Origin of the sequence: Streptomyces sp. NPDC051218, assembly GCF_044455475.1 — a bacterium.
Taxonomy (GTDB): domain Bacteria; phylum Actinomycetota; class Actinomycetes; order Streptomycetales; family Streptomycetaceae; genus Streptomyces.
In genome coordinates this window covers 14622-37328 of the sequence record NZ_JBITEU010000022.1, presented here as the reverse complement: position 1 = coordinate 37328, position 22707 = coordinate 14622, and the positions used below count along the sequence as shown (strand labels likewise).

The window sequence follows — 22707 nt, the reverse complement described above, 5'->3', positions numbered from 1 at the left end:
TTGTTGGGTGTGTTGGGTTCGGTTTCGTCGGTGTCTTCGGTGGTGCCGTTCTTTTCGTCGGTGACGGGGGAGCGGTTGGATACGGCGGGGTTGGATGCGGACTACTGGTACGACAATTTGCGGAGCACGGTGCGGTTCGGGGATGCCACGGGTGGGTTGTTGGCTGAGGGTCGGTCGGTGTTTTTGGAGGTGAGTGGGCATCCGGTGCTGGCTGTTGGGGTGCAGGAGAGTTTGGAGGCTGTGGGGCGTTCTGGTGTGGTGTTGGGTACGTTGCGTCGTGGTGAGGGTGGTCTGCAGCGTTGGATGAGCGCGCTGGCCGAGGCTCATGTCCACGGCATCCCCGTCAACTGGCGCACCGTTCTGGAGGACCGCACCGGCAGCGGCGTCGAGCTGCCCACCTACCCGTTCCAGCGCGAACGCTTCTGGCCCGAGAGCCGGGCTCTGCCCGCCGACGTCTCCGCCATGGGCCTCGACCGCGCCGACCACCCGATGCTCGGCGCCGCGGTGCCGGTGGCCGGCACGGACGGGGTGCTGCTCACTGGACGGATCGCCGCGGACACCCACCCGTGGATCGCCGATCACGTCCTCCTGGGCACCGTCCTGCTCCCCGGCACCGCCCTGGTCGAACTCGCCGTCCGGGCCGGGGCGTCGGCCGGCTGCCCGCACCTGGACGACCTCGCCCTGGAGGCCCCGCTCACCCTGCCCGAGGGGCGGGCGGTCGTCCTTCAGGTCGTCGTCGGAGACAGCACCTCCACGGAGAGCACTCGCACCCTCACCGTCTACTCCCGCCTCGAGGGCGACGACGGACCCTGGACCCGGAACGCGAGGGGCGCGGTGCGTGCCGCCGACCCGGCCGGGTACGTCCCGGAGCCGGTCCAGTGGCCACCCACGGACGCCGAACCGGTCGACCTGGCCGGGTTCTACGAGCCCGCCGCCGGCAGCGGCTACGGGTACGGTCCCGCCTTCCGGGGCCTGCGCTCCGTCTGGCGGCGGGACGACGAGGTGTTCGCCGAGGTCACGCTCCCTCAGGAAGTCCGCGCCGGCGCCGAGGGGTTCGGTCTGCACCCCGCCCTGTTCGACGCCGCCCTGCACGCCATCGGAGCCGGAGAGCTTCTCCCCGGCACCAGCGGGGTGCAGATCCCCTTCGCGTGGCAGGGCGTCACCTCGCACGCGGCAGGCAGCACCGAACTGCGGGTCCGGCTGAGCCGCTCCGCCGAGCGGGAGTCCGTACGCCTGGAGGCCGTGACCACCACCGGCGCTCCGGTGGTCCATGTCGAGTCGCTGGAGTTCCGTCCGGTCTCCGCCGCCCAACTGACCTCCGCGAGCGGCCCCGGCGACGCGCTGTTCACCATCGACTGGACGTCCGCCGCACCCGGCCCGTTCCCCGCGTCGTGGGCCGTGGTCGGCGGCGACATCCTCGGCGCGGCCGACCATCTGGCCGATGAGGACTTCGCCGTCGAGTGGCACGCCGACATCGCCGCGCTGATCGAATACGTCGACGCGGGCATGAACGTGCCCGAGGTCGTCCTCCTCTCCGGGGCGGGAACACCGGACGACGAAGACGCGGAGGCGGTGCACCGCCGGGTGGCCGAGGTGCTCGAATCGGCACAGACCCTCCTCGCGGACCGGCGCTTCGACGAGTCCCGCATCGTGCTGATCACCTGCGGGTCCGTCGCCGTACGGGACGGTGAGGACATCACCGACCTGCCCGGCGCGGCCGCCCGGGGACTGCTCCGGTCGGCACACTCCGAACACCCCGGCCGGTTCGTACTCGTCGACACCGACGGCGACCTCACCGGGCTCGCCGAGGCACTCGTCCCCGACGAGCCGGAGACCGCGCTGCGCGGCGGCTCCCCGCTGGTGCCACGCCTTGTCCGGGCCCGGCCGGTGGGCGAACCCGCGCTGCCCGCCGGAACCGTCCTGGTCACCGGCGGCACCGGAGGGCTCGGCGGCCTGGTGGCCCGGCACCTCGCCGCCGCCCACGGCGTCACCGAACTGCTCCTGCTCAGCCGCTCCGGCCCGGACGCCCCCGGAGCCGCCGATCTCGCCGCCGATCTCGCCGCTCTCGGGGCGCGGGCCGAGATCGTGTCCTGCGACGCCGCCGACGAGGACCGCCTCGCCGAGGTGCTGACCGACCGGCGGATCGCCACCGTCGTGCACGCGGCGGGCGTCCTCGACGACGGCGTCTTCGAGTCGATGACACCCAAGCGCGTCGCGGCGGTGCTGCGCCCCAAGACCGACGCGGCGCTCCACCTGAGCAAACTGTCCGGGGCCGAACTGTCCGTGTTCTTCTCCTCCGCCACCGGCACCTTCGGAGCACCCGGCCAGGCCAACTACGCCGCAGCCAACGCCGCTCTGGACGCGCTGGCCGCCAGGATCCGCGCCCGGGGCCGGGACGCCCTCTCCGTCGGCTGGGGCATGTGGGCCACCGGCACCGGCATGACCGGCCACCTCGCCGACGCCGAACGCGAGGACGCGACCGGCAGCGGAACCGCTCTGTCCGACGAGGACGGCCTCGCCCTGCTCGACGCCGCCCTCACCGCGGGCCGCTCCCACCTGGTGGCGGCACGCCTGGACCTGGCCGCCGTGCGGGCCCACGCGGGCAGCGTTCCGGTGCCCGCGCTGCTGCGTGTCCTCGTTCCACCGCCGGCCCGGCGGGCGGCCGAGGGGGAGAGGCAGGACACGTCGTCGCTCGGCGTCCGCCTGGCTGCCCTCGACCCGGCCGAGCGGCGGCAGGTGGTGCTCGACCTGGTCCGTGGCCACGCGGCCGCGGTCCTCGGACACGCCTCCGCCGAGGCCGTCGACCCCGAACTGGGCTTCACCGACCTGGGGTTCAGCTCGCTCAGCGCGATCGAGATCCGCAACCAGCTCAGTGCCGCAACCGGCCTGCGGTTGCCGACCACGCTGGTCTTCGACCACCCGACCGCCGCTCGCCTCGCCGACCACCTGCTGGAACTACTGGTGGTCGAGAGCGCGGAGAACGGCTCCGCCGCACTCCTGGCCGACCTGGACCGGCTCGACGCCGCCCTCGCCAAGACCGGCCCGGGGGACGAGACCCGCAGCCGCGTGGTCTCGCGGCTGCACGCGCTGCTCGCTCGGCACGACACCGCGGACGACTCGGGTCTGGTCACCGCCGCAGGAAACCTCGACGCGGCGGACGACGACAACCTCTTCGCCTTCATCGACAACGAACTGGGAGCCTGAGGCGATGCCGGACGAGACAGTCGGCGCACGTGCCGTGTCCACCGAGGACAAGCTGCGGGACTACCTGAAGAGGGTCACCACGGACCTCGCCTCGGTGCGTCAGCGGCTACGCGCCGCGGAGTCCACCGAGCACGAGCCGATCGCCATCATCGGCATGTCCTGCCGCTTTCCCGGCGGAGTCGACTCGCCCGAGGCGCTGTGGCGCCTGGTGCGGGACGGCAACGACGCGATGGGCGCATTCCCCGCCGACCGCGGCTGGGACATGACGCCCTTCGACACCGGTATCGCCGCGGAGGTGGAGTTCTCCCAGGAGGGGGGCTTCCTCGACGGTGTCGCCGACTTCGACCCGTCGCTGTTCAACATCTCGCCCCACGAAGCTCTCGCCATGGACCCCCAGCAGCGGCTGATGCTGGAGACCTCCTGGGAGGCCGTGGAACGCGCCGGTATCGACCCGCTGTCCCTGCGCGGGAGCCGCACCGGCGTCTTCACCGGCGTGATGTACAACGAATACGCCTCACGCGTCATGGCCGTCCCCGACGAGGTCGCCGGGCACTTGGGCACCGGCAACAGCGGAAGCGTCGTCTCCGGCCGGGTCGCCTACACCCTGGGGTTGGAGGGCCCGGCCCTGACCGTGGACACCGCCTGCTCGTCGTCGCTGGTGGCGCTCCACCTGGCCATGCGGTCGCTGCGCAGCGGGGAGAGTTCGCTTGCGCTGGCCGGCGGCGTCGCGGTCATGGTCACTCCGAACACCTTCGTCGACTTCGCCCTGTCCGGAGGCCTCGCCTCCGACGGCCGCTGCAAGGCCTTCTCCGCGGAGGCCGACGGTACGGGCTGGTCCGAGGGTGTGGGGGTGCTGCTGGTGGAGCGGCTGTCCGACGCGGTCCGCAACGGGCATGAGGTCCTTGCGGTGGTGCGCGGTTCCGCGGTCAACCAGGACGGCGCGTCCAGCGGCCTGACCGCCCCCAACGGCCCCTCGCAGCAGCGGGTGATCCGCGCGGCGCTCGACGCGGCCCGGCTGACCGCCGCCGACATCGACGTGGTGGAGGCGCACGGTACGGGTACGACGTTGGGTGATCCGATCGAGGCGCAGGCGTTGCTCAACGCTTATGGGCAGGATCGGCCGGCTGGTCGGCCGTTGTGGTTGGGGTCGATCAAGTCGAACATCGGGCATACGCAGGCTGCGGCCGGTGCGGGCGGTGTGATCAAGATGGTGCAGGCGTTGCGGCATGGGGTGTTGCCGCGGACGTTGCATGTGGAGGAGCCGACGCCGCATGTGGACTGGTCCTCCGGGGCTGTGGAGTTGCTGACGGAGGCGCGGGAGTGGCGGGGCGGGGAGCAGCCGCGCCGGGCGGCGGTGTCCTCCTTCGGTGTGAGCGGTACCAACGCGCATGTGGTGCTGGAGGAGTACCGCGCGCCGGAGCCGGCCCTTGCACCGGTGGAGGAGAGCGTGCCGGCGCGGCCCGCTTCCCCGGTGCTCCCCTGGATCCTGTCCGGGCGCACCCAGCAGGCGCTGCGGGGACAGGCCGGGCAGCTGCTCAGCCACCTCCAGGAGGCCGGGGAGGAGAACGGCCCGGCGCCCGTGGACATCGGTTTCTCCTGCGCCACCACCCGGGCGACGCTGGAGCACTGCGCGGTGGTCCTTGCCGAGGACCACGCCGGGTTCCGCCGCGGTCTGACCGCGCTGGCCGAGGGCCGGGAGACCTCGGAGGTGATCGCCCGCACCCAGGACCCGGGGCAGGGCGGCACGGTGTTCGTCTTTCCCGGCCAGGGCTCGCAGTGGGCGGGAATGGCCGCGGAGTTGCTGGAGCAGGAGCCGGTGTTCGCCGAGGCGATGGCGGAGTGCCACAGGGTGCTGGAGCAGTTCACCGATTTCTCACTCCTTGATGTGGTGCGCGGGGAGGGCATCGAGCTGGAGCGGGTGGAGGTGGTCCAGCCGGTCCTGTGGGCGGTGATGGTGTCGCTGGCCAGGCTGTGGGCTTCGGTGGGGGTGGTACCGGCCGCGGTGGTGGGGCATTCCCAAGGGGAGATCGCGGCGGCGGTGGTCGCCGGCGGTCTCTCGTTGGACGACGGGGCGCGGGTGGTGGCGCTCAGGGCGCGTGCGGTCGCCCGGGAGCTGGCGGGCCAGGGAGGGATGGTGTCCCTGGCGGTGCCGGTCCCGGAGGCGGAGGCGTTGGCGGCGCGGTGGCAGGGGCTGTCGGTGGCGGCGGTCAACGGGCCTGGCTCCACGGTGGTCTCCGGCGAGGCGGGCGCTGTGGAGGAGCTGTTGGCGCACTGCGCGGAAGAGGGGATCAGGGCACGGCGCATCCCGGTGGACTACGCCTCGCACTGCGCGCAGGTGGAGCAGATCCGCGAGCGGCTGCTGGACGACCTGGCCCCGGTCGCGCCGGTCTCCTCGACGGTGCCGTTCTACTCGACGGTGACCGGCCGACGGCAGGACACGGCCGGGCTGGACGCGGACTACTGGTACGGCAACCTGCGCAACACCGTGCGGTTCGAGGATGTCACTCGTACCTTGCTGACCGAGGGACGCACCCTGTTCCTGGAGGTCAGCCCGCACCCCGGCCTCAACCTGGGGATCGGCGAGAGCGTCGAGGCCCTTGGGCTGCGCGCCGCCGTACTGTGCACCCTGCGCCGCGGCGAGGGCGGGGTCCGGCGTTGGCTCTCCGCGGTCGCCGAGGCAGCCGTACACGGTGTCCGCGTCGACTGGGCCGCTGTGTACGCCGGCCGCGGCGGCACCCGCGTCGAGCTGCCCACCTACGCCTTCCAGCGTCGCCGCTACTGGCTGGACACCGTCGAACTCGAACCACCCGCCGTGGACAGTTCGCAGGACTGGTTCTGGTCCGCCGTCGAGCAGGAGGACCTGCCCGCCCTCCAGCGCATGCTCGACGTGAGCGGCCGGACCCCGCTCGAGGAGGCGCTGTCCGCTCTCTCCTCATGGCACCGGCGGGACCGTGAGCGCGGCCGGATCGAGAACTGGCGCTATGGGACCGCCTGGACACCCGCACAACTCCCCGCCGGGCGGCTCGACGGCCGCTGGGTGGTGGCCGTACCGCCGGACCACCACGCACACCCGCTGGTCACCGCCGTCTCCGCGGCCCTGGTGGAGGCCGGTGCCGCCCCCGAACTGCTGCCCGTCTCCCACGAGGACGAGCGCGGCGCCCTCGCCGAGCGGCTGCGTGGCGCGAGCGGCGTGCTGTCACTGCTCTTCCTCACCGAGGGCCCCGTTCCCGAACACCCCGCCACCCCGGCCGCCTTCGCCGTCGGCATCACCCTGCTGCACGCCGTGCACGACACAGGCGAACCGCTCCGTCTGTGGTGCGCCACCTCGGGCGCCGTCGCCGCCGGACCGGGGGACACGGTCACCCACCCGGACCAGGCTCTGGCCTGGGGGCTCGGGCGGGTCGCCGCCCACGAGTACACCCAGTGGGGCGGTCTTGTCGACCTGCCCGCCGAACCCGAACCGCGCGCGCTGGCCCGGCTCGCCGCCGTCCTCGCCGGCACCGACGAAAACCAGGCGGCGATACGCGCCACCGGGGTCTTCGTGCCCCGCCTGCGCCGGGCCGTGCCGACCCCGCCCCGCCGGGTGTGGCAGCCCTCCGGCACCGTGCTCGTCACCGGCGGCACCGGCGGCGTCGGCGCACACGTCGCCCGGTGGCTCGCCGCATCGGGCGCCGAACACCTGCTGCTGCTCAGCCGGCGCGGCCCCGAGGCCCCCGGCGCGGCGGAACTGGCCGCCGAGCTGCGGGAGTCGGGCACCGAGGTCACCGTGGCCGCGGTGGACGCGGCCGACCACGACGCGCTGGCCGCCGTCCTCGCGGACCTGCCCGCCGCCCAGCCGCTGACCGCCGTCTTCCACGCCGCCGGCGTCGTCGACTCGAGCATCGTGGACTCGCTCACGCCGGACCGCGTCGAGACCGCGCTGCGGGCCAAGGCCGCCAGCGCCCTCAACCTGCACCGGGTCACCGCGGACCTGGACCTGTCGGCCTTCGTCCTCTTCTCGTCGCTCGCCGGCGTCTTCGGCTCGGCAGGCGAGGGCAACTACGCCCCCGGCAACGCCTTCCTGGACGCCTTCGCGCAGTACCGCCGTTCCCAGGGCCTGGTCGCGACCTCGGTGGCCTGGGGCTCGTGGGCGGGCGGCGGCATGGCGCAGGGCGACTTCGGCGACGTCCTGGAGCGCCACGGCATCTTCCGGATGGAGCCCGAGCTCGCCCTGACGGGGCTGCGTATGGCGCTGGAGCGCGATGAGACCGTGCTCGCCCTCGCCGACATCCGCTGGGAGGTCTTCTCCTGGTTCTTCACCGCCACACATCCCAGCCGCCTGCTCGACGAACTCCCTGACGTGCGCAGGCTCCGGCAGACCGCTCAGCAGAGCCCTGCCCAGGACCTCGCCGCCGACCAGGAGAGCCTGCCGCCGGCCCAGCGGCTGGCCGGGGCCTCGGAGGCGGAGCGCAACCGGTTCCTGCTCGACCTGGTCCGTGACCAGGTGGCGCTGGTACTCGGCTACGAGTCGGGCTCCGAGGTGGAGCCGGGCCGGGCGCTCGGTGAACTCGGCCTCACCTCGGCGGGCGCCGTCGAGCTGCGCAACCGCCTCACCTTCACCACCGGTCTGCGCATCTCCGCGACCGTCGTCTTCGACCACCCCAGCCCGCTGGCCCTCTCCCGCTTCCTGGCCACCGAGATCACCGGCGGGATCGCCGACGTCGTTCCTGAAGCCGCAGCTCCGCCGGTGCCCGTACGTGACACGGCCCCCGTCGCGGACGACCCGATCGTCATCGTCGGCATGGCCTGCCGCTTCCCCGGCGGCGTCCGCTCCCCGGAAGACCTGTGGAAGCTGGTCGAGACCGGCACCGACGCCATGGGCCCTTTCCCCGCCGATCGCGGCTGGGACCTCGACGCGCTCGGAGGCGACTACCCGCAGACGGGCGGCTTCCTCCCCGACGCGACCGACTTCGACGCCGAGCTGTTCGGCATCTCGCCGCGTGAGGCGCTGGCCATGGACCCGCAGCAGCGGCTGCTCCTCGAAGCCTCCTGGGAGGTGTTGGAGCGCGCGGGCATCCACCCCCGGTCGCTGGCCGGTTCGCGCACGGCGGTGTACGCAGGCACCGGCGGTCAGGACTACCTGACCGTACTGTCGGGCGACCCCGAGGCCGGCGACGGCTACCTGGTCACCGGCGGTTCCCCCAGCGTGCTGTCCGGCCGCGTCGCCTACGCCTTCGGTCTCGAGGGCCCGGCGGTCACCGTGGACACCGCCTGCTCGTCGTCCCTGGTGGCCCTCCACCTGGCCTGCCAGTCGCTGCGGTACCAGGAGAGCGACCTCGCCCTGGTCGGCGGAGTCAACGTGCTCTCCATGCCGTCCGTCTTCGCCGAGTTCAGCAAGCAGCGCGGCCAGGCCGCCGACGGCCGCTGCAAGGCGTTCTCCGCCTCCGCGGACGGCGCCGGATGGGGAGAGGGCGTCGGCGTACTGCTGGTCGAGCGGCTCTCGGATGCCCGCCGGCGCGGGCATGAGGTGTTGGCCGTGGTCCGCGGCAGCGCCGTCAACTCCGACGGCGCCTCGAACGGCCTGACCGCGCCGAACGGGCCCTCGCAGCAGCGGGTGATCCGCGCCGCGCTGGCCTCGGCCGGACTGGAGGCGACCGACGTCGATCTGGTGGAGGCGCACGGTACGGGCACGCGGCTCGGTGATCCGATCGAGGCGGAGGCGCTCCTTGCGACGTACGGCAAGGACCGCTCGGAACCCCTCTACCTGGGGTCGGTGAAGTCCAACATCGGGCATACCCAGGCCGCCGCCGGTGTCGTGGGCGTGATCAAGGCCGTCATGGCACTGCGGCACGGGGTCCTCCCGGCGACGCTGCACGTGGACGAGCCGACCCCGGAGGTCGACTGGTCGTCCGGCACGGTGGAACTGCTCACCGAGAACCGCACCTGGCCGGAGTCGACCCGTCCGCGCCGGGCCGGCGTCTCCTCGTTCGGGATCAGCGGGACCAACGCGCACACCATCCTGGAACAGGCTCCGGAAACGGCCGAGGCACCCGTCGGTGCACGAGGCGAGCGCCCGGACCTCCCGCTGCCCGTCCCGTTGTCCGGCGCTACGCCGGACGCACTCGCCCGGCAGGCCGCCCTGCTCGCCGGACTGGACGCGGACCCCGCCGACCTGGCGCACTCTCTGGCGACCACGCGTGCCGAACTGGCACACCGCGCCGTGGTCTTCGGCTCCCACGCGGCCGCGCTGACGGCCCTTTCCTTCGGTGAGCACACCCAGGATGTGGTGTGCGACAAGGTCGTGCACGGTGGCCTGGCGCTGTTGTTCTCGGGTCAGGGTGCGCAGCGGTTGGGGATGGGGCGTGAGCTGTACGGGGCGTTTGCGGTGTTCGCGGATGCTTTTGATGCGGTGTGTGCGCGGGTGGATGTGGGGCGGCCGTTGCGTGAGGTCGTGTTCGGCGAGGACGCGGGGTTGTTGGAGCGGACTGTCTACGCCCAGGTGGGGTTGTTTGCGTTGGAGGTGGCGCTGTTCCGGTTGGTGGAGTCGTGGGGTGTGGCCCCGGATGTGCTGGTGGGGCATTCGATTGGTGAGTTGGCCGCTGCGCATGTGGCGGGGGTGTTGTCGTTGGATGATGCGTGTGCCCTGGTGTCGGCGCGTGGGCGGTTGATGTATGCGTTGCCCGAGGGCGGCGCGATGTTGGCGGTGGAGGTGGCCGAGGAGGCGCTCACGCTGCCTGATGGGGTGGAGTTGGCGGCGGTCAACGGCCCTACCTCGGTGACGGTTTCCGGTGAGGCGGAGGCGATCGCCGGCCTGGAGGAGCGGTTGCGCGGTGCGGGTGTGCGGGTCAAGCGGTTGGCTGTCTCGCATGCCTTCCATTCCCATCTGATGGAGCCGATGCTGGCCGAGTTCGCGGCGGTGGCGGGGTCGTTGACGTACCGCGCCCCGCAGATCCCGGTCCTCACCACCGCCCCGGGTGCGATCGACACCCCGGAGTACTGGGTGGGTCAGATACGCGAGCCCGTCCGTTTCGCCGACGCGCTCGCCTCGCTCACCGGGGTGCGGACGGCGCTGGAGCTGGGCCCCGCCGGAGTGCTCTCCGCCCTGGTACAGGAGCAGGACGACACCCTGGTCGCCGTCCCCGCGCTGCGCCCGGACCGCCCCGAGGCCGCCACCCTCGCCCGCGCCCTCGCCCGCCTGCACACCCGGGGCGTCCCCGTGGACTGGCCCAGCTACCTCGCCCCCTTCAAGGGCGCCCGGGTCACACTGCCCACGTATCCCTTCGCCCGTCAGAGGTATTGGCCCACCCCTGTGGCCGTCCCCCGCCCCGTCACCGGGGAGAGCCCGGCCGAGCGGGACTTCTGGGCGGCGGTGGATTCGACCGACACCGATGCCGTCGCCGGCGCACTGTGCCTGGACGACGACGAGCAGCGGAACGGCCTCGGCGCCGTCCTGCCCGCTCTCGCCGCCTGGCGGGAGAGGGGCCGCCACAAGGCCACCACCGACGCCTGGCGATACCGCGTCGGCTGGAGCCCGGTCACCGCCCGGCAGGCACGGCTGACCGGTACCTGGCTCCTGGTCACCGGTGGCGAGGTGCCCGGCGGGGTCGTGGAGGGCCTGCGTGGCGTGGGCGCCGACATCGTCGAGATGACAGAACTCGGCGCCGACCGCACGAAGTGCGCGGACGCGCTGGCCGGTCTGGCTTCGGCCGCCGCCGAGCGTGACCGTCCCGTCGCCGGGGTGCTCGCCTGTGTGGACACCGCCGCGGACCTGCTGCGGCTCATCCAGGCCCAGGGTGACGCCGGACTCGCCGCCCCGCTGTGGTGCCTCACCTCCGGTGCGGTCGCGGTCGCACCCGGCGATGAATGCGACCCGGCAGCCGCCCAGCTGTGGGGCCTCGGCAGGGTCGCCGCGCTCGAACACCCCGACCGCTGGGGCGGTTTGGTCGATGTGCCGGCCCACATCGACCGGCGAGCGGCCGACCGGCTGGTCCAGTTGCTGGCCGGAGACTCGGGCGAGGACCAGGCGGCCATCCGGCCGACGGGCCTCCACGCCCGCCGGCTGCGGCGTGCCCCCACCGGCGCGGCCGGGCAGACGCAGCCTGCCGAGTGGCAGGCCGCCGGTCCGGTCCTGGTCACCGGTGGCACCGGTGCGCTGGGCGGCAAGGTCGCCCGGCTGCTGGCCGAGCGCGGCGCCACCCGCCTCGTCGTGGCGAGCCGACGCGGCCCCGCCGCACCCGGTGCGTCCGAGCTGGTTGCGGACCTTTCGGAGCGCGGCTGCGACGCCGTCGTCGTCTCCTGCGACCTGAGCGACCGTGGCGCGGTGGCCGAGCTGCTGGAGCGCCACCCCGTGACCGCGGTCGTACACGCGGCGGGAATCGTCGACGACGGTGTGCTCGACGCGCTGACACCAGAGCGGCTCGCCGCCGTACTCGACGCCAAGGCCCACTCCGCCGACGTACTGGACGAACTCACCGGCGACCTGACCGACTTCGTCGTCTTCTCCTCGGCCGCGGGCGTCATCGGCAGCGCCGGGCAGGGCCCCTACGCCGCCGCCAACGCGCACCTCGACGCCCTGGTGGAACGCCGCCGCGCCCGGGGTGTGCCCGGCACCGCCCTCGCCTGGGGTGCCTGGGCCGGAGCGGGCATGGCCGCCGACCCGGCAGCCGCCGCCCGGCTGGCGCGCGGCGGACTGCCCGCCATGGAGGAGAGCCGAGCACTGGAGGCACTGGCCACCGCTCTGACCGAGAGGGACGGCGCGCTGGTCGTCGCCGACATCGACTGGGAACGCTTCGTCCCGGGCTTCACCGCGGTACGGCCGAGCAAGCTGTTCGCCGAACTCCCCGAGGCCGTCCCGGTCGTCCGTGGAGCCCAGGCCGGCGGCCTTGTCGCACTCGCCGCGCCGGGCGCGGACGCCGCCGAGCAGGCCCGCGACGTGGAGTACGTCGTCCTGGAGACCATCGCAGGCGTCCTCGGCCACGGTTCGCCCGCGGACGTGGACCGCGAACGCGCCTTCCACGACATGGGTTTCGACTCCCTCACGGCCCTGGAGCTGCGTAACCTCCTGGCATCCCGGACCGGTCTCACCCTGCACGCCGGCCTCGTCTTCGACTTCCCGACCCCGGGCGCCCTCGCCGAACACCTGCTCACGTTGCTGTCCGGGGACGCGGCCGCCCCCGACGCCCCCGCGGCCGGTGACCGCCGCCGGGCGGCGGACGACGAACCCATCGCCATCATCGGCATGTCCTGCCGCTTCCCCGGTGGAGTCGACTCGCCCGAGGCGCTGTGGCGCCTGGTGCGGGACGGCGTGGACGCGATGGGCGACTTCCCCGCCGACCGCGGCTGGGACCTCGACACCCTGCTCGGCCACGACGGCCCATCGCGCACCCGCTCGGGCGGCTTCCTCGACGACATCGCCGCCTTCGACGCGGGCCTGTTCGGCATCTCCCCGCACGAGGCGCTCGCCATGGACCCCCAGCAGCGGCTGCTGCTCGAGACCGCCTGGGAGGCGTTCGAACGCGCGGGCATCGACCCCACCTCGGTGCGCCGCAGCGACACCGGAGTGTTCGCGGGCACCAACGGCCAGGACTACCTGGCACTGCTGCTCGGCTCCGAGGCCGCCACCGAAGGACACCTGGGCACCGGCAACTCCGCCAGCGTTCTCTCCGGCCGGGTTTCCTACACCTTCGGTCTGCGCGGGCCCGCCCTCAGCGTGGACACCGCGTGCTCCTCGTCCCTGGTGGCGCTACACCTCGCTGCCCGGTCCCTGCGGGCGGGGGAGTGCTCGATGGCCCTGGCCGGCGGCGTCACCGCGATGCCGTTGCCCGGCACCTTCATCGAGTTCAGCACCCAGGGCGCGCTCTCACCCGATGGCCGCTGCAAGGCCTTCTCCGCCGATGCCGACGGCACCGGCTGGGGAGAGGGCGTCGGCCTGCTCCTGGTGGAGCGGCTCTCGGACGCGGAGCGCAACGGGCACCGCGTGCTGGCGGTGGTGCGGGGCAGCGCGGTCAACCAGGACGGAGCCTCCAACGGTCTGACCGCGCCGAACGGCCCCTCACAGGAGCGGGTGATCCGGGCGGCGCTGGCCGACGCGCGGCTGACTGCCGCCGAGGTGGACGTCGTGGAGGCGCACGGTACGGGCACGCGACTGGGCGATCCGATCGAGGCGCAGGCGCTGCTTGCGACGTACGGGCAGGGGCGCGAAGAGCCTCTGTACCTGGGGTCGTTGAAGTCGAACATCGGGCATACGCAGGCGGCCGCGGGTGTCGCGGGCGTCATCAAGATGGTGGAGGCGCTGCGGCACGGGGTGCTGCCCGCCACCTTGCACGTGGGAGAGCCGTCCTCGCAGGTGGACTGGTCGGCGGGCGCCGTGGAGCTACTGACCGATGCGCGGCGGTGGCCGGAGACGGACCGGCCGCGCCGGGCGGGTGTCTCCTCGTTCGGGATGAGCGGCACCAACGCGCACGTGATTTTGGAGTCCGCGCCACAGGCTGTCGCCGTGGCCGGCGTCGCGGTCGGCGTCGCGGCGAAGGAGGAACCGTCGGGCGCCGGTGAAGTGGTGCCGTGGTTGCTGTCGGCGCGGAGCGGGGATGCGCTGCGGGGCCAGGCGGAGCGTCTGCTGTCCGTCGATGGCGCTGATCCCGTGGATGTGGGCTGGTCGTTGGCCACCGGGCGCGCGGCGCTGGATCAGCGTGCGGTGTTGCTGGGCCCCGACTACGCGGCTCAGTTGCGGGCGTTGGCGGGTGCCGAGGAGGCCGCCGGTGTGGTGCGGGGCGGTGCGGTGCGGGGCGGCACGGTGTTCGTGTTCCCGGGGCAGGGTTCCCAGTGGGTGGGAATGGCGGCTGAACTGCTGGATGCGGAGCCGGTGTTCGCCGCGCGGATGGCGCAGTGTCACCGGGCGTTGGAGCCGTTCACCGACTTCTCGCTGCTTGAGGTGGTGCGGGGCGATGGGGCTGCTCTGGAGCGGGTTGAGGTAGTGCAACCGGTGTTGTGGGCGGTGATGGTGTCGTTGGCTCAGTTGTGGGCTTCGGTGGGTGTTCTTCCGTCCGCGGTGGTGGGGCATTCGCAGGGAGAGATCGCGGCCGCGGTGGTGGCGGGGGCGTTGTCGGTGGACGACGGGGCCCGGGTGGTGGCGTTGCGGGCGCGTGCGATCGCTGATGAGCTGGCCGGGTTCGGGGGGATGGTGTCGCTGGCTGTTTCCCGTGGTGTGGCGCAGGAGTTGGCCGGTCGTTGGGAGGGGCTCTCGGTCGCGGCGGTCAATGGCCCTGGTTCTACGGTCGTCTCGGGAGATGTGGCGGGCCTTGAGGCGCTGGTCGCCCACTGTGCGGATGCCGGGATCCGGGCGCGCCGCCTGCCGGTGGACTACGCGTCGCACTCGGTGCACGTGGAGCGGCTGAAGACACGTCTCCTGGCCGACCTCGGGGACGTGGACGCGGCCCCCTCCTCCGTGCCGTTCTACTCGGCGCTCACCGGCGGACGGATCGACACGTCCACCCTGGGCGCCGCGTACTGGTACGACAACCTGCGCGCCACCGTCCGCTTCGAGGACGCCACCCGCGCCCTGCTGGACGACGGGCACCGGCTGCTGATCGAGGTCAGCCCCCACCCCGTGCTCACCGTGGGCCTGCGGGAGACCCTGGACGACACGGACCTCCCCGGCGTCGTCCTGAGCACCCTGCGGCGCGGCGAGGGTGGCCGCGAACGCTGGCTCACCGCGCTCGCGGAGGCCCACGTACGCGGTGTCGGGGTCGACTGGGAACGCCTCCTCATCGAGGGCCGCCCGGTCGATCTGCCCACCTATGCCTTCGCCCGCGACCGCTACTGGCCCGACTCCGTCGAGCACTCCGTCGCCGGACCCGCCGGCGGTCCCGGAGGAACGGACGGGGCGGAGCAGGCGTTCTGGAACGACATCGAACGCGGTGACACCGCCGCTGTCGCCAGGACCCTGGGGGTCGACGCACCGGGCCTCGACCAGGTGCTGCCCGCCCTCGCCACCTGGCGGCGGGCACGCCGCCAGGAGTCCACCGTGGACTCCCGGCGCTACGAGGTGACATGGCGCCCCCTGGTCGGCCTGCCCTCCACCGCGCCGACGGGACGATGGATGCTCGCCCTTCCGCAGGCCGGCGCGGAGACGGAGGCGGAGACCGTACGTACCGCACTGGCCCGCGCCGACGTGACCGAGGTCGTCGTCCCCGACGGTGCCGGACGGGGCGAACTGGCGGCAGCGCTCACGGAGTTGCCCGAGCCGGGCGAGTTCACGGGTGTCGTCTCCCTGCTGGCGCTCGCCGAGCGGCCGCACCCAGGCGACGAAGTCCTCGCCGCCGGAACCGGCGACACCGTCACCCTGCTGCAAGCGCTCGGCGACGTGGGAATCGGCGCACCCCTGTGGTGCCTCACCCGCGGCGCGGTCGCCGTGGGCCGCTTCGACGCGGCGGTGAACTGTGACCGGGCCATGCTGTGGGGCCTGGGCCGGGTGGCCGCGCTGGAGCACCCCGAGCGGTGGGGCGGACTGATCGACCTGTGCGAGACCGCGGACACCCGCTCCGCCGCCCGGCTCGGCGCGCTCCTGGCGGGCGCCGCCGATGACGAGGACCAGCTGGCGGTACGGCCCTCCGGGGTGTTCGCCCGCCGGGTACGGCGTGCCGCGCCGGACCCCGCCACGGCCCCGTGGACCCCCGGCGGCCCGGTTCTGATCACCGGCGGGACCGGCGCGCTCGGCCGCGAGGTCGCTCGCTGGCTCGCCCGACGCGGCGTCACCGACCTGCTCCTCGTCAGCCGGTCGGGCCCGGAGGCCCACGGCGTCGGCGAACTGGTCGCCGAAGTGGCCGAGATCGGGGCCACCGCGACCGTCGCCGCCTGCGACGTCACCGACCGTGAGGCACTCGCCGCCCTGCTGGAACGCCACCCGGTGACCGGCGTCGCCCACACCGCGGGCGTCTCGACCACCGCGCCACTGGCCGCCACCTCGCCGGCCGAGATCGCCGAGGACGCCCGCGCCAAGGTGCTCGGCGCGGTCCACCTGGACGCCTTGCTGGGCGACCGGGCCGACCTCTTCGTGCTGTTCTCCTCGATCGCCGGCATCTGGGGTGGGGGAGGGCAGGCCGCGTACGCCGCCGCCAACGCCCACCTTGACGCGCTCGCCGAACGCCGCCGAGCACACGGTCAGGTGGCCACCGCCGTGGCCTGGGGAGCCTGGGACGGCGGCGGCATGGTCGCCGACCGGGACGCCGGTGACTACCTGCGGGACCGGGGCATCGCCCCCATGTCGCCGGAGCTGTGCCTGGCTGCCTTGGCCTCCGCCGTCGACTCCGGCCGCGCCACCGGCGTGTTCGCCGACGTCGACTGGGACCGCTTCGTTCCCGCGTTCACCGCCCGCCGGCCAAGCCCGCTGGTGGGCGACCTGCCGGAGGCGACCACCGAGCGGGCTGACGCGTCCGAGGCCACAGCCGGGGCCGACGACGGCGCGGCGGGCCACGAGCTGCGCGCGCGGCTCGGCGCCGCCACCGTCGCCGACCGGAACCGTCTCCTGCTCGACCTGGTGCGCACCGTGGTCGCCACCGTGCTCGGCCACACCGGCCCCCAGGCCGTCGACCCCGACCGCGTCTTCACCGAGCTCGGCATCGACTCGCTGACCGCGCTCCGGGTCCGCGACGGCCTGGCCGGGGCCACCGGTCTCCGGCTTCCGGGCGCCCTGGTCTTCGACCACCCCACCGCCCGCGTGGCCGCCGCCGAACTGCTCGGTCTGCTCGGCCTCGCGGAGCCGGCCGCCACCCAGGGGCCCCCACGTCCCGCCGTGCGGGCAGAGGCGGACGACCCGGTCGTCATCGTCTCCATGAGCTGCCGCTACCCGGGCGGCGCCGACTCCCCCGAGAACCTCTGGGAGGTGGTCGCCGCTGGGACCGACGCCATGTCGCCGTTCCCCGTGGACCGGGGCTGGGACCTGTCCCACGCGGGCGGTTTCACCGCCGTGGGCGGATTCCTGCACGACGCCACGGAGTTCGACGCCGACCTGTTCGGCATCTCGCCCCGCGAGGCCGTCGCCATGGACCCGCACCAGCGGCTGCTCCTGGAGAGCGCCTGGGAGCTGTTCGAGTGCGGGGGCATCGCGCCGACCGCCGTACGGGGCACGCGCACCGGCGTCTTCGTCGGGGCCTCCGCCGCGGGCTACGCCATGGCCGGTGTGTTGCCGGAGGGCTCCGAGAGCCATGCCATGACCGGCAGCTCCAACAGTGTGCTGTCCGGCCGCATCTCCTACATCTTCGGCCTGGAGGGCCCAGCGGTCACCGTGGACACGGCGTGCTCGTCGTCCCTGGTGGCCCTGCACCTGGCGGCACAGTCGCTGCGCAACGGCGAGTGCTCCATGGCGCTCGCGGGCGGCGTCACCGTGATGCACTCACCCGTCGTGTTCGCCGAGTTCGGCCGCCAGGGCGGCCTTGCCTCCGACGGCCGCTGCCGCTCCTTCGCCGCCTCCGCGGACGGCACGGGCTGGGGCGAGGGCGTGGGCCTTGTGCTGCTGGAGCGGCTCTCGGACGCGCGCCGGAACGGGCACCGGGTGCTCGGGGTGCTGCGGGGCAGCGCGGTCAACCAGGACGGTGCGTCCAACGGTCTGACGGCGCCGAACGGTCCGGCGCAGCAGCGGGTGATCCGCGCCGCGCTGGCCGCCGCCGGCCTGGAGGCTCGCGACGTGGACGCGGTGGAGGCGCACGGTACGGGCACGAAGCTGGGCGACCCGATCGAGGCGCAGGCGCTGCTTGCCACCTACGGTCAGGACCGCGAGGAACCCCTCTACCTGGGGTCGGTGAAGTCCAACATCGGGCACACCCAGGCTGCTTCGGGCATCGCGGGCGTCATCAAGACCGTCGAGGCGATCCGCCGGGGCGTGCTGCCCAGGACACTGCACGTGGACGAGCCGACCCCGGAAGTGGACTGGTCGGCCGGCGCCGTCGAGCTTCTCACCGACGACCGGTCCTGGCCGCAGACGGGCCGTGCCCGCAGAGCCGGCGTGTCCTCGTTCGGGATCAGCGGCACCAACGCCCACGTCCTCATCGAGGAGGCTCCGCAGGAGCCCGAGACCGCACCGCTGGCGGCCGGCGAGCCGGACACTGCCGCTCCGCTCGTGCTCTGGCCGGTCTCCGGCCGGTCCGAGGCCACGCTGCGGGCCCAGGCCGACCGGCTCCGCTCGCACGTCGACCGCACCGGCGCCGCGCTCGACCTGCGCGCCACCGCCCGTCAACTGGCCACCGCCAGGGCCGCCCTGGAACACCGCGCCGTCGTGCTCGCGCCCGACGCCGAAGGGCTCCGCCGAGGGCTCGCCGGGCTCGCCGGGGCGGCCGGAGCCGGAGCCGAGATCGTCCGTGGCGTGGCCGGACGCGGCGACCTCGCCTTCGTCTTCTCCGGCCAGGGTGCGCAGCGCGCCGGTATGGGCCGCGAACTGTACGAGACGTACCCGGTGTTCGCTGACGCCTTCGACGCGGTCTGCGCCCACCTCGACCCGAACCTGGACCACCCGCTGCGCGAGGTCGTCCTCCACGACGCCGACGCGCTGGGCCGCACCGCCTGGACCCAGCTCGGCCTCTTCGCCTTCGAGGTGGCCCTCTTCCGGCTGTTGGAGTCCTGGAGCGTGGCCCCCGACCGGCTGGCCGGGCACTCCGTGGGCGAACTCGCCGCCGCACACGTCGCCGACGTCCTCCCGCTCGCCGACGCCTGCACCCTGGTGGCCGCCCGTGGACGGCTCATGGGGGCGCTGCCCGAGGGCGGCGCGATGATGTCCGTGCGGATGACCGAGGCCGAGGCGTGCGCCGCGCTGAGCGGGTACGAGGCCCGCGTAGCGATCGCCGCCGTCAACACGCGGGACGACGTCGTCCTCTCCGGCGACGCCGACGCCCTGGCGGAACTGGCCGAGGAGGCCGGACGGACCGGCCGTACGATCCGCTTCCTGGACGTCTCGCACGCCTTTCACTCCCCGCGCATGGACCCCGTGCTTGACGACTTCGCCGCCGTGGCCGCGTCCCTGGAGTACCACCCCGCCCGCATCCCGCTGGTGTCGACGGTCACCGGGCTCCCCGACGACGGCGCGATGTCCACTCCGGAGTACTGGGTCCGCCAGATACGCGCCACCGTTCGCTTCTCCGACGCCGTCGGCGCCCTTCTCGACCAGGGCGTGACTCGCTTCGCCGAGATCGGGCCCGGCGCCGCGCTCACCGTCCCGCTGGAGCGGACCCTGGAACGCGCCCGCTCCCTCGACGACACCACCGGCACGCTCTCCGTGGCGCTCCAGCGCTCCGGCAGGCCGGAGCCCGCCACGCTGCTCACCGCCGTCGCCCGGCTGCACACGGCCGGTGTTCCCATCGGCTGGGACGCGCTCCTCGGACCCGTCACCGGGCCCCGTCCGGACCTGCCGACGTACGCCTTCCAGCGGCGCCGCTACTGGCCCGAGCCGTACCCCGCCGTGGCACAGGACGGCGCGCGAATCGGCCGCTACGAGGTGACCTGGCGCCCTCTGCTCGAACCGAAGCAGATGGTGCCGCACGGTACCTGGCTCGCGGTGACCGCCGGGGACGGGAGCGCCGCGGACCTGCTCGGGCTACTGCGCGAGCAGGGTATGCGCGTGACCGAAGTCCCCGGCGTCAGTGGCAGCAGAGAGGCCTGCGCCGAGGCACTGCGGCGAGCGTACGACGACGGGCCGACCGTCACCGGAGTGCTCTGCCTGGCAGAGGAACCCGGTGACGTCCTCGCCCTCGCCCAGGCACTCGGCGACATCGCGGCGGACGCGCCCCTGTGGTGCCTGACCACGGGCGCGGTCGCCACAGGCCCGGCCGACCCGCCCGCCGTCCCCGCTCGCGCCGCCGTCTGGGGACTGGGCCGCACCCTGGGGCTCGAGGCCCCGCACCGCTGGGGCGGCCTGGTGGACCTGCCCGCGCACCCCGGCCCGAGGATCGCGGCGCGGCTGGCCACGCTGCTCGCCGCCGGCGGCGCGGGCGAGGACCAGATCGCCCTGCGCGCCACGCCCATGGCCCGCAGGATCGTCACCGCCCCGCCGGCCGACGCCGCACCCTGGCAGCCCTCGGGCACCGTGCTGGTCACCGGCGGAACCGGCCGCCGGGGCCGGGCGCTCGCCACGGCGCTCGCCGCGAGCGGAGCCGGACACCTGGTACTGCTCGGCCGGCGGGGCGCCGAAGCGCCGGGTGCCCGCGAGTTCGCCGAGAGCCTGCCCGTCGGAGTCACCTTCGCCGCCGCGGACGTCACCGACCGGGCCGCCGTCACCGAGGTGCTGGCGGCGATCCCCGCCGACCGTCCCCTCACCGCCGTGTTCCACGCGGTGGGCGCGGGCGAAGACACCCCCTGGACGGAGCTGAGCCCCGGCGACCTGCGCGCAGGGGCCGCGGCCGACGGCGCCCAGGTGCTGCACGACGTGACCCGCGAACTGGCCACCGGTCTTGAGGCGTTCGTCCTGGTCTCCTCGGTGACCGGCGTCTGGGGCGGTACCGGAGCAGCCGTACGGGCCGCCGCGTGCGCCCGGATGGACGCCCTCGCCGCACACCGGCACTCCCTCGGCCTGCCTGCGACCTCCATCTCCTGGGGGCCGTGGGCGACGGGAGAGGAGAACACGGCCGCGCAGCGACACGGTCTGCGCCCCGTGGACCCCGGCACGGTCTGGTCCGCCCTGCGCGAGGCCGTGGCCGGTCCGGCACCCTGCACCGTCGTCGCCGACGTGGACTGGGAACGCTTCCACCACGCCTACACCCTGGCCCAGCACCGCCCGCTCTTCGACGAACTCCCGGAGGTCCGGGCCCTGTCCGCCGCCGTGCGCGACCCGGCACCGGAACCGGGCTCTGTCCCCGGCCTCGCCGGTCCGGACCGGCACGGGGCGGCGCTCGATCTCGTCCGCAGGACGGCTGCCACGGTGCTCGGGCACACCGACGCCGGGTCCGTCGCCCCCGACCGGCAGTTCCTGGAACTCGGCGTCGACTCGCTCGCCGCGCTGGAGATCCGCAGCACACTGGAGCGGGCGACGGGCCTGTCGCTGCCGGGCACCGTCGTCTTCGAGCACCCCACGCCCGCCGCCCTTGCCCGCCATCTCGCCGCCGCCACAGCCGCCGACGGCGGTTCCCCGACCGGCGTGGTGCCTGCCGCCACGCTCGGCATCTCGCCCACCGACCGGAACCCGGTCGGCCTGCTCGACTCCCTCTACCGGGAGGCCGTGGGCACCGGGCGGATCAAGGAATTCCTCGAACTGGTCGGTGAAACCGCGAAGTTCCGGCCGATGGCCGACGATGTGGCCGAGGCGGGCGGACCGGCGGCGCTCACCACTCTCGCCGAAGGGCCGGCGTCCGAGCTGCTGGTCTGCGTCAGCGGCCTGACGGCCGGCGGCGGCCCTCAGGAGTTCGTCCGGCTGGCCGCGCCACTGCGCGGCGGGCGGCGGGTGGCCGCTGTGCCCGTACTCGGCTACGGCCGTGGCGAGTTGCTGCCCGCGACCCCCGAAGTCGCCCTGGACTGGCAGGCCCAGGGCATCCTCGCCCACGCCCAGGACCGGCCGGTCGTACTCTTCGGGCACTCCGGCGGCGCGATCCTCGCCCACCGCCTGGCGGTGCGCCTGGCCGAACTCGGGTCACCACCGGCCGGGTTGGTGCTGGCGGACGTCTACCGGCTGGACGACCCGCTGATGGCCGACTGGAGCGCCGAGCTCTCCGAGGGAATCTTCGACCGGGCGGAGCAATTCGTGGCCATGGACGACAGTCGTCTCACCGCGATGACCTGGTACGGCAGCCTGTTCTGGGAGCACCCGCGCCCCGACGCGCGCATTCCCACCCTCCTGCTGCGTGCCTCGGAACCGCTGCGCGAGCCCGCCGACGGCCGCGACTGGCGCAGCTCGTGGAAGGCGGCCCGCGACATCGTCGACGTACCGGGCAACCACTTCACGATGATGGCCGAGTACGCGGGGACCACGGCCCGCGCGGTCCACCGGTGGATCCAGGAACTGCCCGGCCTGCTCGCGCGCCCGCACAGCTCATCTCCCACACCTGAGGAAGGCCCCCATGGCCCCTGACCAGACCCCCGAGGCGCCCCTTGCGGACGTACGCGGCTGCCGTCTCGTTACGCTCCCGGACAACACCGACCAGCGCGGCTCGCTCACCGTGCTGGAGCGGGGCCGGCAGGTCGACTTCCCGATCGAGCGGGTCTTCTTCGTGCACGGAGTGCCGCGGGAGGCGGTCAGGGGTCTGCACATGCACCGGGAACTGCACGAGTTCATCGTGGCCGCCACCGGGTCCTTCGAGGTGGTCGTGGACGACGGCTTCTCGCGCGCCCGGGTGCGCCTGGACCGACCGGGCCAGGCGCTCCACGTGGAGCCCGGCGTGTGGACGGAGTTCGCCGATTTCTCGCCCGACGCGATCTGCCTGGTGCTCGCATCGGCTCCGTACGAACTGGACGACTACCTCTGGGACTACGACGAGTTCGTGCGGACCGCACGCCTGCCGGCGCCATGAAAATCGCCTCGACGACCAGACGACCGAACGACCACAAGGAGCA

At 73.7% G+C, this 22707-nt stretch carries 3 protein-coding genes; all 3 read left to right on the top strand.

The window, feature by feature from the left end; all coding sequences use genetic code 11:
• The first annotated feature begins 9 nt into the window (after positions 1–9).
• The 3 genes from ACIBCK_RS38645 to ACIBCK_RS38635 are packed head-to-tail and all read left to right on the top strand — an operon-like array spanning position 10 to position 22664.
• On the top strand, positions 10–3204 hold the full coding sequence (locus ACIBCK_RS38645) for a type I polyketide synthase (RefSeq protein ID WP_399397986.1): 3195 nt from the start codon (positions 10–12) through the stop codon (positions 3202–3204).
• Between the two features lie 34 nt (positions 3205–3238).
• Positions 3239–22225: a type I polyketide synthase gene (locus ACIBCK_RS38640; protein WP_399397985.1), complete on the top strand. Its 18987-nt coding sequence runs from the start codon at positions 3239–3241 to the stop codon at positions 22223–22225.
• A complete protein-coding gene (locus ACIBCK_RS38635) occupies positions 22215–22664 on the top strand; it encodes a sugar 3,4-ketoisomerase (protein WP_399397984.1) in 450 nt (149 codons plus the stop codon). Before ACIBCK_RS38640 ends, ACIBCK_RS38635 begins: the two co-directional genes overlap by 11 nt.
• Positions 22665–22707 lie beyond the last annotated feature (43 nt).